The following is an 11,962-nucleotide window of genomic DNA, read 5'->3' on the forward strand; positions in this document are numbered from 1 at the left end:
TCAGATCTCCCTAGAGGGATATTCGCGGCGTTCGGCGCGAGTCAGGTTGAGCCGGAGCATCGCTCGCCAATTCTCACGCCATCCGACATCTTGGCCGTTCGCGCGCAGCACCAGCCGGGCAATGGCAGGAAGGACGAAGAGTGTCAGCGCGGTTGCGGTGATCAATCCGCCGATCACGACAGTGGCGAGCGGACGCTGGACTTCCGCGCCCGTGCCGGTCGCAAGGGCCATCGGCACGAAGCCGAGCGAGGCCACCAAGGCTGTCATCAGCACCGGTCGCAACCTCGCCAATGCGCCATCGGTGATCGCCTCATCGAGAGGCAGTCCCTTGTCGAGCCGCTGGCGTATCGCGGTCATCATCACGAGCCCGTTCAATACCGCGACACCCGATAGGGCGATGAAACCCACGGCGGCGGACACCGAGAACGGCATCCCCCGTAAGGCAAGCGCGAAAACCCCGCCTGCCAGTGCCATCGGGATCGCGCTGAACACCGCCAGCGCTGGCACCCATCCGCCGAGCGCCATGAACAGGAGCAGCAACACCAGCGCGAAGCAGACCGGAACGACGAGGGCGAGCCTTGCCTGCGCGGCCTGGAGGTTCTGGTATTGCCCGCCCCATTCGATGTAGGAGGCAGCCGGCAGTTCGACGCTTTCGGAGACGCCTGCCCGGGCCTCCTCGACAAACGACCCGAGATCGCGTTCGCGCACGTTCGCCGACACGATCACCAATCGGCGACCCTGCTCCCGGCGAACCTCGGCGAGACCATCTACCACTTGGAAATCCGCCAGCGTGCGAAGCGGGACCGTGACCCCGCTTTCGAGGACTATGGGCAGAGCGCCGAGCTGATCGAAATCGTCCCGGGTCGCATCGGCAAGCCGCACGACGACATCGAACCGGCGGTCACCCTCGAACACCAGCCCGGCGGGGCGGCCGCCCAGCGCGATGGCCACGGACTGCGCGACCTCCTCCACGGTCAGACCATAGCGGGCAATCGTCGGTCGATCGAAGGCGATGTCGAGCGTGGGGAAGCCGGTGACCTGCTGGACCTTGACGTCGGCAGCACCCTCGACGCCGCGAAGCACCCCGGCCACTTCTCCGGCTGACCGGGTCAGCGCCGTGAGGTCGTCTCCGTAGAGCTTGACCGCTACGTCGCCGCGAACACCCGCGATCAGCTCGTTGAAGCGCAGTTCGATGGGTTGGCTGAACTCGTAGAGGTTGCCGACCAGACCGCTGAGCGATTCCTCCATCTCGGCGACGAGTTCGTCCTTCGACAGGTCGGGATCGGGCCACTCTTCGCGCGGCTTCAGGATGACGTAGGCATCGGACGCGTTCGGCGGCATCGGATCGCTCGCGACCTCGGCCGTGCCGGTGCGCGAGAAAACCAGTTCTACTTGTGGGAAGGTCTCGAGCCTGTCCTCCACCTGTCTCTGCATGGCGAGCGAGCGTTCGAGCGAGGTCGACGGTATCCGCAGCGACTGAACCGCGATGTCGCGTTCATCCAGCTGCGGTGTGAACTCGCTGCCGAGGAAGGTGAACACGAAAGCCGCTACGGCGAAGAGCCCGGCGCCCGCCCCGATCACCGGCCAGGGACGTGCGATGGCGCGGCGCACCGCCGGGCCATAGCGTTCCTTCGCCATCCGAACGGGCTTGACCTCCTTCTCGGTCAGCTTGCGATTGAGAAGCACCGCGATCATCGCCGGCACGAAGGTCAGGGACAGCACGAAGGCGGAGGCGAGTGCCAGCATGACCGTGATGGCCATGGGCGAGAACGTCTTGCCCTCGACCCCCGTGAAGGTGAGCAGCGGCGCATAGACCAAGAGGATGATCGCCTGGCCGTAGACGGTCGGCTTGATCATCTCCTGGGCAGCCAGCCGTGTCTCCGTCAGCCGTTCGCCGAGGCTGAGCAATCGACCTTCGCGGTGCTGCCTCGCAGCGAGCCGCGCGACGCTGTTCTCGACGATGATAACTGCGCCATCGACGATTAGGCCGAAGTCCAGTGCCCCGAGGCTCATCAGGTTGCCCGAGACACCAAGCCTGTTCATTCCCACCGCTGCCATCAGCATGGATATCGGAATGACCAATGCGGCGATGATCGCTGCCCGGATATTGCCGAGCATCAGGAACAGGACTGCGATCACCAGAAGCGCGCCCTCGACGAGGTTCTTCTCGACCGTGGCGATGGTCGCATCGACCAGCGACGAGCGGTTGTAGACGATCTCGGCGACCACTCCGGCAGGGAGCGAGGCGCGGACTTCTTCCAGTCGCTCGGCCGAGGCGGCAGCCACGGTGCGGCTGTTCTCGCCGCTGCGCATCAGGACCGTGCCAACGACCGCTTCCTCGCCGTTGAGCGAGGCAGCGCCGGTTCTGAGGTCGCCGCCGATGCGAACCGAGGCGACATCTCCGATCCGGATAGGAACGCCCTCGCGGGTCGCGACCACTGCCTGTTCGATGTCCTGTGTGCCCCCAAGCCGCGCATCGACGCGGACGAGCAGAGCCTCTCCTGCACGATCGACGAAGTTTGCGCCTTCGGCGAGGTTCGCCGCTTCCAGAGCATCGATCAGGGAGTCGAACGACAGACCGTAGCCGGTCAGACGAGCAGGATCGGGCTGGACCAGGAACTGCTTCTCGTAGCCACCGATCGAGTCCACGCCCGCCACCCCGTCGATGGAGCGCATGAGCGGAGCCACCACCCAGTCCTGCACCGTGCGAAGATAGGCTGCCTTGGCGACTTCGGTGTCGAGGCGCTCGCCGCGTTCGGTGATGAAGCTCCCGTCCGCCTGCCAGCCGGTTCGACCACCCTTGGGCGCATCGCGACCTCCCGGATACTCGTATTCGATCGTATACATGAGCACTTCGCCCAGGCCCGTCGAGATCGGCCCCATCGTAGGCTCGGCGCCTTCCGGCAGGGAGGCGCCGATCGGGGCGAGCCGTTCGTTCACCTGGCTGCGTGCGAAGTAGATATCGGTGCCTTCTTCGAAGATCGCCGTGACCTGGCTGAAGCCGTTGCGCGAGATCGAGCGGGTCATCTCGAGCCCCTCGATCCCGGCAAGCCCGGTCTCGATGGGAAATGTCACCTGCGCCTCCACCTGCGACGGGGAGAGCGCGGGCGCGCTGGTGTTGATCTGCACCTGCGTGTTGGTGATGTCCGGCACCGCATCGATCGGCAGGCGCAAAAGGTTCATGGCGCCGTAGATCGCGGCGAAGACGGTGAGGACGATGACCGCCCAGCGGAACCGCACGGCGATGTCGAGGATGGCCCCGATCAAACCGTGGCGATGGCTGGCCGAACCGGTGTGGTTTCCCACGTCGGGCGTGGGCCGTGTCTCAGTGACCATGTTCGGCGCCCTCCTTCCCGAGTTCGGCCTTGAGCAGGAAGGCGTTGGCGACAGCGATCCGCCATCCCTCCTGGAGACCGGAGAGAATTGTCACCATGCCCGCAGACCGAGTTCCGACTTGGACCTCGCGGGCCTGGAACCCGGTCTTCGTCCGGACAAAAACGACATCGCGCCCCCCCACCACCTGGATAGCGTCCTCCGGCACCGCGATGCGGTCGCGGTCGATCTCACCCGAAGGTCTGATCCGCGCCTGGAGAAACGCGCCCGGCTGAAGGCCAGGAATACCGCGCGACAACGACAGGACCGCAGTGGCACTGCGGCTTTCCGGATCGAGAGAAGGCGTGACCGAACGCACCCGGGCGCCAATTTCGCGGCCATCGCCGACGACCAGCACGGCCTCGTCACCAGGCTGGATGCGGGAGGCTTCAGCGGAAGGGAGCGCCACCTCGATCTGAAGCCCGTTCGGATCGACCACGCTGTAAAGCTCCTCGCCGGCGTTCACGAAGGCTCCGAGCACAATGGGTGCCGCGGTGATTCTGCCGGCCAGAGGAGAGGTGACTGCCAGCGATCGCCCATCACCGCTGACACCGGCTGCTGCTACTGCCGCCTGCGCCCGTTGCAATTCCGAACGCGCTACGCTGAGATTGGCCTGCGCGGCTTCCAGGTCCTGGCGGGCGGTGACGTTTGCTTCGAACAACCGCCGTTCGCGTTCGTAGGCGGCCGACAGCTCGCCCACCCGCGCACGCGCGGCACTGAGCTGCGAGGCGAGAGCCGCAGCGTCCGCGCTTTCGATGCGGGCGACGGTCTCGCCGCGTGCAACATAGTCGCCCAGCGTCTTTCCCACCGAGCGAACGACGCCAGAAGCACGGGCGTCGATCCGCGCGGAAGCGGTGGGGCTTGCAGCGACAGTCGCCGGGAAGACGAGCTCGACAGCGGCGCCAGACCGCACGGCGGTCAGCTGTATCCCGGCCTCGCTGATCTGCTCCTCGCTCAGCGTGACCACCCCCTCGGGTGTCTCAGCCTCCACTTCCTCCTGCGCATGGTCGTCGACTTTGGCGGTCGGCCAGAAGATCAGCGTCAGCGCGCCGATCGCGATTACGATACCGACGAGGATCGCCAGATTTCTGCGTGTCATGGATGTATCTTTCATTGTGCGGCCAGCCCGATCAGTTCGGCTGCGGCCAGCCCCCTCTGTTCGCGGGCTGCGATAAGCGCCTCGCGGATCGTGTCGCGCGCCTCGGCGGCAGCTAGAACTTCGATCAGGGGGAAACGTCCGTTGCGATATCCGATGCTCACGAGGCGTAGCGCCTCCTCCGCCTGCGGGAGCGATGTCCGCGACAGGGTCTCGACGCGCGCTTCGGCACCAAGATACCTCGCCCGGGCGGTGGCGACCGTCTGCTCGTAGTCCGCGAGGGCTACGGCTTCGCGAGCGTTCGCTGCCCGCAACCGAGCCTCGGCAGCCGCAACGTTACCCTGGTTGCGATCCCGAAAGGGAAGCGGGATCGAAACACCGACGAGGAAGGCGTTATCGCCGCTTTCCCCGAAGCGCCGCACGCCCGCGGAGACTGTCGGATCGGGAATACGCAGACTTCGCTGCCGCTCGATTTCCGCCGCAGCAGCCGTGCTCTCGGCACGCGCAACCCTGTAGGTCAGGCTATCGGCCGCCCCGGCCATGAGGGAAGCGGGCGGGAGGATATCCGGAAAATCCGCCGGAACGAAGGGCGCTTCACTGCCCGCCCATAGAGCGGCAAGCGCAATCCGGGCCGACAGGCTCTCCGCCTCGGCCTCGACGAGATGCGCGCGCGCTTCGGCGAGGGCTGCATCCGCTCTCAGCGCGCGCAGAGGCGGCTCGCGGCCGACCTCCACAAGGACACCGGCGATGCGCGCCAGTTCTTCATTGCGCGCGACCACATCCTGCGCAAGTTCGACCCGGGCAGCAGCGGCAGCAGCCCTGAGGTATCGTTCGCGCACTAATTGTCCGAGTTCCACCGTGGTCAGATCGGCCCTGAGGGCTGCGAGTTCCGCCTGGGCTTCAGCCGCACCGACACGGGCGGAACGTTTGCCGCCGAGTTCGAGACGCTGGCCTACAGAGAGGGTATACTCGGTCGCCTGAAGGCCGGAAAAAGCCCCGCTGCCAGCGAGGTTCTCGACCTCGAAGGACACTTCGGGATTAGGCCGGAGACGGGCCTGATCGACAAGCGCCGCTGCCGCCTCGGATTCCGCGCGGGGTCCCACGAGGCGAGGGTTGGTGGCGGGGGTATCGGTCTCAATGGCAACCCCGCTGAGCTCGAGGGCGTCGTCGAGCGTGACGACACGCTGGGCCTGCGCGCTGGCAGATCCCGTGGACAGGGCGAGTATCAGTCCCCAGACGGGGACTGCTCGCCACGATATGGCGGACATGAATGACTATTCCTCTGCTGACGTTCAGTTCGGCGTCGGATCACTGGTCCGACGCGCGGCGAACGTCAGGCTCGAGGAGGGGGTGTGGCCAGTTCTGCCAGGCCAGAAGCGGACCAGGGTTGGTCGGCCGCCCGGAGCACCGCTACAACCTTGCCGAGCACAGCAGGTTTTGACGATTGGCCCACGGCCTGCGACGCGTGATGGCAATGGCCATGCGCACAGGTACCGTGCTTCTCCGGACCCGTGTCGTCATTGCCCGGCTCGTCATGCTGCTCAAGCTGAGATGCGACCGGAGTCTCTCCCGCGCATTCGGCCGCTTCCGCCACCGGAGTCCACAGGACACCGAATGCGGTGCACAGCGTGATCAGCTGCAGCAAGAAGGAGCGGGCGAAGAGCCGGGTCATCGCGTGTCCGATACCAGCGCGAACTCCACTACGGAAGAACTATTTTGAACGAGGAAATGTGATGTCATCACAAAGCGATAGTCCTCTCTAGCGCGTTTCTTTTTCACCCATCATTTCGATTTGTTGGTAGACCTAGCACACGTCTGATCTCCGGCTCTATTTCCATCCGGGTGAAAGCACTGACATTGGAACGGCCGGTGTTTCCGACCGGCAGCTTTCCTGTAGCGTTACCCAGGGGAGCGAGCGCAAGCCTGAACATCTGACCGCAGACCTCCCGCCAGTCTCCTACTCTCCAGGCAAGCCGCAGCATGCGCAAATGCGCGACGCAGTGCGGTCCGAAACGGTCTTGAGCGACCACGTGGGCGCGCTCGAGATGGTGCCAGGCTTCCTCGAAATTCTGCTCCTTCGCGGCCTTCGCTGCGCGTCGGTATTCTTCTGCGAGGAATGCATTCCTGCTGCTGATAGTATTGCTATTCATGGGCCAGCTCCCGCCGCGCCTGCCCGAATACCTCGATGCTTCCCCAGAACGCCAGTCCGGCCATGATCGAGGCGACCAGCAGGTCGGGCCATGCCTGACCCGTTCCGAAAACGCCGAGAGCGGCCCCGAGAACCGCGATGTTCCCGATGGCGTCGTTGCGCGAGCAAATCCAGACCGACCGCATGTTCGCATCGCCCTCGCGGAAGCGGAAAAGCATAAGTGCGACGATTACGTTGGTCGCCAACGCCAGCGTGCCGACTATTCCCATCGTCGAAGGCTCCGGATCGGCACCTGCTATGAGGCCATAGATGGCGTAGCCGATCACCCAGATACCGAAGGCGAGCATGGTTGCTGCCTTTATCAGAGCAGCTTTCGCCCGCCATGCGAGCGCCATCCCGGCAACGCCCAGGCTGATCGCATAGTTCGCTGCATCGCCGAAGAAATCGAGCGCGTCGGCCTGAAGGGAGCGGGAATCGGCAGCGATACCCGTTACCATTTCGACTGTGAACATGGCTGCGTTCGCGATGAGCGCGATCCAAAGGGCGCGGCGCCAGCGCGGCTCATTGTGCGCAGCGGTATCGGGTTCCGGTGTCTGGCAGCAGGACTTGGCCATGCGGCTCTCCTTGCAACATTCGAGTCGCAAGCACATATGCACCTTGTAGCAACTACAAGGTCAAGCGATGCGTATCGGAGAACTCGCCAAAGCCACCGGCACCAAGGCGGAAACCATCCGCTATTATGAGCGTGAAGGTGTTCTGCCCGTCGCCGACAGGACTGATAGTAACTACCGTGATTATTCCGACAGCCATTTGGCTACCCTGACTTTCGTGCGTAGGGCTAGAGGCTTGGGATTCAACATGGTGCAAGTGAAAGAATTGCTCATGCTTTCCGATCACGACGACAAGCCCTGCGAAGATGTTGATCAAATCGTGCGGGATCATCTCGAGGATGTCGAACGCAAGATCTTAGATTTGCAGTCACTCCATGGCGAGCTTGGGCAGCTTCTTCATTCCTGCCGTTCGGACAGGGTAGGCGAGTGTCGCATTCTCGAAAGCCTCGCGCGCCCCATGCGTTGACAATGACTGGCGGAGGGTCGGCTTTGGACGTCATTGGATGCAGTCTCAGAAGACCGAAATGAGGTGCAAGGCGTACATTGATCCCGCCCTGACTTCAGTAGCCGCAGAACCAATGTTGAGTCCCAAAAAAGCTACGTGATCATCCAAATAGGATGTTCATTAGCTGTCCTAAATTGAACACATCAAAAATGAAGGCCCGCCATTCGCCCACACTAAGCGGCGGTGTTCAAAACCAGAATCGGACGCCCACAACGTAGTTGGTCACGCTCGGATCCTCGCCCGCAATGCGGGCATAGTCGGCGCTTTGGCCCACCTTCCATTCCTGTTCAACGCCGACATAGGGCGCGAATTCACGCGCGAATTCGTAGCGCAGCCGCAGTCCGAGTTCGACCGATTCGAGACCTGCTCCGACACCCAGTTCGGGAATGTCCTGCGCTGACAGGTTCACTTCGGCGCGCGGTTGCAGGATCAGGCGCTGGGTAATGCGCTGGTCTAGTTCGGCTTCCACACGTGCCGTCAGATCGCCTTTGGTGGACAGGAACGCGGCCGCGTCGATCTCGAACATATAAGGTGCAAGTCCCTGCACGCCGATGACGGCATGGGTGCGTTCGGGACCGGTCAGGTCCTGTCGAACACCAGCCTGCAGGTCCCACCAAGGACCGATCGCGTGGCTCCAAAGGCCTTGGATTTCGGCGGACTCGGGCTTCTCTCCGAAGGTACCTTCGCCCTCGCTCTTGAACCAGAATTTGTCGAGGTCGCCGCCGTAATAGCCTTGCACGTCCCACAAGTAACCATCGCCACCTTCCCGTGCGCGATACTCAGCCCGATCGCCCTGGAACCAGAACACGTTCATCCCGCCGTTCTCGGCGCGCAGAGCATCGCGCGAGGCGCGCATCGCTTCGGCGCCCCAGATCGCGTCGGCGGCGCGGGGCGGTCCCGATCCCGCCGCTGCCGGAGGCGGTCCTTGTGGGATGGGTGTCATGTCCATCGTGCCATGGTCCATGGCTCCGTGGTCCATGTCTCCATGGTCCATCGTCTGATGGTCCATCGGCGCTTGGCCGGACGATTGCATCCCTTCATGGCCCATCGCCGCGTGGTCCATGCTTTCCATATTGGAATGTTCCATCGCCGGCATCTCGCTATGATCCATCGCCGAATGGTCCATGGCGGAATGGTCCATTCCTTCCATTTGAGCGTGGTCCATCTGCGAATGATCCATGCCAGAATGGCCCTCGTGCCGATCGGCGGAGACTGGTTCCCCCGGTGGCGTGGCAGGCTCACAAGCCCCCTCGGGCACCGGATGGCCCATGGCGCGATGGCGTGCGGCTTCCTGTTCGCATTCGGTCTGGGCTGGCGATTGCGCGCTAGGCAGCGCGTGACCTGAATGGTCCTGTGCGATAGCGGGAGTTGCGGCGCTCGCGAGGAGCATGGCGACGACCAGGCGCATCAGTCTTCTCCCACCCGCTTCACATCGGGTGCCGAAGGCGGCTTGGCGACGGTCACGATCTGAAACATGCCCGAATGCATGTGGTAGAGCAGATGGCAGTGGAAGGCCCAGTCGCCCTGTTCGTCGGCGGTGAGGTCGAAGGTCGCGCTGCCGCCGGGCTGGACGATCACCGTGTGCTTCTGCGGCTGGCGATCGGCAGGCGCGCCGTTGACCAGTTCGAAGAAATGGCCGTGCAGGTGGATCGGGTGCGCCATCATCGTGTCGTTGACGAGTTTGACCCGCACGCGTTCGTTATAGGCGAAGCGGATCGGATCGTCGCTCACGGCGGTGAACTTCTTGCCGTCGAACGACCACATGTAGCGCTCCATATTGCCGGTCAGATGAATCTCCATTTGTCGTGACGGGCGGCGCAGATCGTCGTTCGGTTCGAGCGCGACAAGATCTTTGTAGTTCAGGACTTTGTGCGGCACGTCGTCCAGCCCAAGGCCAGGATCGCCCATGCGATCGACCGGATTCATCGACACCATGTCGATACCGGGGCCGACCTTCACACTGGGCGGCAGCAGGGACGTGTCGCGCATGTTCATGCCGCTCATATCCATTCCGGACATCGGATCGGGGGTCGCACCCTGCGATGACATGTCATGGCCCATGGCCGTATGATCCATGCCGGCCATGTCGCCGCTGCCATGGTCCATTCCACCCGACCCGTGGCTCATACCCATGTCCGCCATCGTCAGAAGCGGCGGATCGCGCAAGGGCGGGATAGGAGCCCGCGCGCCGGGACGCGAGGCGAGGGTCGCCACCGCCATGCCCGACCGGTCCATGCTCTCGGCCACGATTGTCCGCGCCTCACCGGTCGGCTCGACAACGATGTCGTAGGTCTCCGCCGTGCCGATCTGGAACTCCTCGACCTCGACCGGGCGCACGTTTTGCCCATCGGCGCCAACCACCCAGAACTTCACCCCGGGAATGCGGACGTTGAAGAAGGTCATCGCGCTGCCGTTGATGACGCGCAGCCGCACCCGCTCGCCGGGATTAAATAGGAACTCGAGACCCTCTTCCGGGCCGCGTCCGTTGGCGAGATAGGTGTAAGTCGAGCCCGTCACGTCCAGGATGTCGGTCGCCATCATGCGCATGCGCGCCCACATCCGCCGGTCTTCGCCAGAGAGCGGATAGTCGTCGGTCCAAGTGTTCTGCTGGTAATTGAAGTAGCCTTCGCCCTTCTTCAGCTTGTCCATGATGGTGTGCGGGTGGAGCGGGGTGAAATCGCTCAGCAGCAGCACGTAATCGCGGTCTGCCTGCACCGCGTCCGGGCCGGAGGGTTCGACCACGATCGGCCCGTAATGCCCCGCCTGTTCCTGCAGTCCCGAATGGCTGTGCCACCAGTAGGTGCCGTGCTGGCGAAGCGCAGGGATGTCGTAGACGAAGGTCTCACCCGGCTTAATTCCGGGGAAGCTGACGCCAGGGACGCCATCGAACTGGAACGGCAGCAGCAGGCCATGCCAATGGATCGAGCTGTCCTCATCAAGAGTGTTCGTAACCGCGAGGCGAACCGGCTGACCTTCGCGCAGGCGCACCAGCGGACCGGGCACGCTACCGTTCACGGCGACTGCGTGTCCGCGGCGGCCCTGCACGACGCGCGGGCCTTCGCCGATGGTCAGCGCGATGTCCCGACCCGAGACTTCATCGAAGCCAGCGCGGATGGGGCCGCCGCCGTGAAGGTCGGCGCCGCGGGCCCAGGCCGGCAGGGCCAAGGCGCCTGCACCGACCGCTCCCGCTCCCAAAAGTCGTCGACGCGAAACCAGCAATTCACTCATGGGTCTTGCAACTCCTTCGGCCGCTGACATATATACCCCCCAGGAGTATTGCAAGATACCCGGGAGGGTATCGTCGCCGATGGAGTGCTAAACGTGGCAGCAACCGATGGTTCCCGCATCGTAAATCGTCTTCGCAGGATCGAGGGACAGGTGCGCGGCGTGGCGCAGATGATCGAGGATGATCGTTACTGCATCGACGTCCTGAACCAGGTCCAGGCGATCAAAGCTGCTCTCGGCCGTGCCGAGAGCGAAATCTTGAAGCGCCATGCGGCTTGCTGCGTGGCTGAAGCGATCGCCAGCGGTGACGCCGACGAACAGAAGCAGAAATTCGGCGAACTGGTCGACCTTTTCGAGAAGGCCAAGCGGTGAACTCCGTTCTACGCCTTTTGGCCAGCCTGGCTCTTCTTCTCTCGGCAACGGTTGCGTTCGCGCACGGCGACGAGAAGCATGGGGAGGAGGGCACGCGTCCTGCTGTAACCGCTGAGGTCCGTGCTCAGCCCGGTCACGAAATGGAAACGATGGGCAGCGCCGCAGTTCCCAACGAAACCACGCAAGGCCATGATGCCGAGCAGGTTGAGAGTGAAGGCATAACCGGAGCTCTCAAGAGCCTGCATCCGGCAACCGTCCACTTCCCGATAGCGCTCTTGCTGATGGCTGCGCTAATCGAGATGTTCGTAATGTCCCGCCGTACTTCAGAACGCGAAGCGGCCATGAAGATCATGATCTACGGCGGCGCTGCGGGATCTGTCGTGGCAGCGCTGTTCGGGTGGATACATACCGGACTGTGGTTCGGCGGCGATACCGTCATGCAGCTTCACCGCTGGAACGGGATGCTGATCGCCGCCCTTGGCCTGGTGGCAGCCTGGATCGCTTACCGAAATCCGCAATCGCGCCTTGCTCTTCGCCTGACGCTTTTTCCGCTTGCGGTCCTACTGATCGCTCAGGGCTACATGGGCGGCGAACTCGCTCATGGTCTCAATCACCTCAAACTCTGAAGGAGC

11 protein-coding genes are annotated in these 11,962 nt (G+C 63.6%); 3 read left to right on the plus strand and 8 right to left on the minus strand.

The window, feature by feature from the left end; genetic code table 11:
- From GRF63_RS02775 to GRF63_RS02800, 6 genes are all read right to left on the minus strand, one after another.
- On the minus strand, positions 1-3,267 hold the full coding sequence (locus GRF63_RS02775; RefSeq protein WP_160485350.1) for an efflux RND transporter permease subunit: 3,267 nt from the start codon (positions 3,265-3,267) through the stop codon (positions 1-3).
- A gap of 58 nt (positions 3,268-3,325) precedes the next feature.
- Positions 3,326-4,471: an efflux RND transporter periplasmic adaptor subunit gene (locus tag GRF63_RS02780; protein ID WP_160484467.1), complete on the minus strand. Its 1,146-nt coding sequence runs from the start codon at positions 4,469-4,471 to the stop codon at positions 3,326-3,328.
- An 11-nt stretch (positions 4,472-4,482) separates the two neighbouring features.
- The gene (locus GRF63_RS02785; RefSeq protein WP_160484468.1) at positions 4,483-5,736 is read right to left on the minus strand and encodes a TolC family protein; all 1,254 of its coding nucleotides are present in this window, start codon (positions 5,734-5,736) and stop codon (positions 4,483-4,485) included.
- Between the two features lie 65 nt (positions 5,737-5,801).
- Complete coding sequence (locus GRF63_RS02790) at positions 5,802-6,140, minus strand: hypothetical protein (protein WP_061921343.1); 339 nt, start codon at positions 6,138-6,140, stop codon at positions 5,802-5,804.
- 103 nt (positions 6,141-6,243) lie between these two features.
- Positions 6,244-6,618 (minus strand): DUF3703 domain-containing protein, encoded by a 375-nt coding sequence (locus GRF63_RS02795; RefSeq protein ID WP_109808967.1) that lies wholly within the window; start codon positions 6,616-6,618, stop codon positions 6,244-6,246.
- Complete coding sequence (locus GRF63_RS02800; protein ID WP_160484469.1) at positions 6,611-7,231, minus strand: cation efflux transmembrane domain-containing protein; 621 nt, start codon at positions 7,229-7,231, stop codon at positions 6,611-6,613. Before GRF63_RS02800 ends, GRF63_RS02795 begins: the two co-directional genes overlap by 8 nt.
- A 67-nt stretch (positions 7,232-7,298) precedes the next feature.
- On the opposite strand from GRF63_RS02800, the gene GRF63_RS02805 reads away from it, so the two are divergent.
- Positions 7,299-7,694, plus strand: coding sequence for a MerR family transcriptional regulator (locus GRF63_RS02805; RefSeq protein ID WP_109808969.1), 396 nt, complete (start codon positions 7,299-7,301; stop codon positions 7,692-7,694).
- Between the two features lie 226 nt (positions 7,695-7,920).
- Here GRF63_RS02805 and GRF63_RS02810 read toward each other — a convergent pair whose 3' ends face one another.
- A complete protein-coding gene (locus GRF63_RS02810; RefSeq protein WP_109808970.1) occupies positions 7,921-9,141 on the minus strand; it encodes a copper resistance protein B in 1,221 nt (406 codons plus the stop codon).
- Positions 9,141-10,961, minus strand: a complete 1,821-nt coding sequence (locus GRF63_RS02815) for a copper resistance system multicopper oxidase (RefSeq protein ID WP_109808971.1) — start codon at positions 10,959-10,961, stop codon at positions 9,141-9,143. The genes GRF63_RS02810 and GRF63_RS02815 overlap by 1 nt, the downstream gene beginning before the upstream one ends.
- Positions 10,962-11,054: 93 nt before the next feature.
- Here GRF63_RS02815 and GRF63_RS02820 point away from each other — a divergent pair, with 93 nt between their 5' ends.
- Positions 11,055-11,330, plus strand: coding sequence for a metal-sensitive transcriptional regulator (locus GRF63_RS02820; RefSeq protein WP_109808972.1), 276 nt, complete (start codon positions 11,055-11,057; stop codon positions 11,328-11,330).
- Entirely contained in the window at positions 11,327-11,956 is a 630-nt protein-coding gene (locus tag GRF63_RS02825; RefSeq protein ID WP_239987542.1) for a DUF2231 domain-containing protein, read from the plus strand. Before GRF63_RS02820 ends, GRF63_RS02825 begins: the two co-directional genes overlap by 4 nt.
- The last annotated feature ends 6 nt before the right edge of the window (positions 11,957-11,962 follow it).

Origin of the sequence: Aurantiacibacter rhizosphaerae (assembly GCF_009807005.1) — a bacterium.
GTDB classification, from domain to species: Bacteria; Pseudomonadota; Alphaproteobacteria; order Sphingomonadales; family Sphingomonadaceae; genus Alteraurantiacibacter; species Alteraurantiacibacter rhizosphaerae.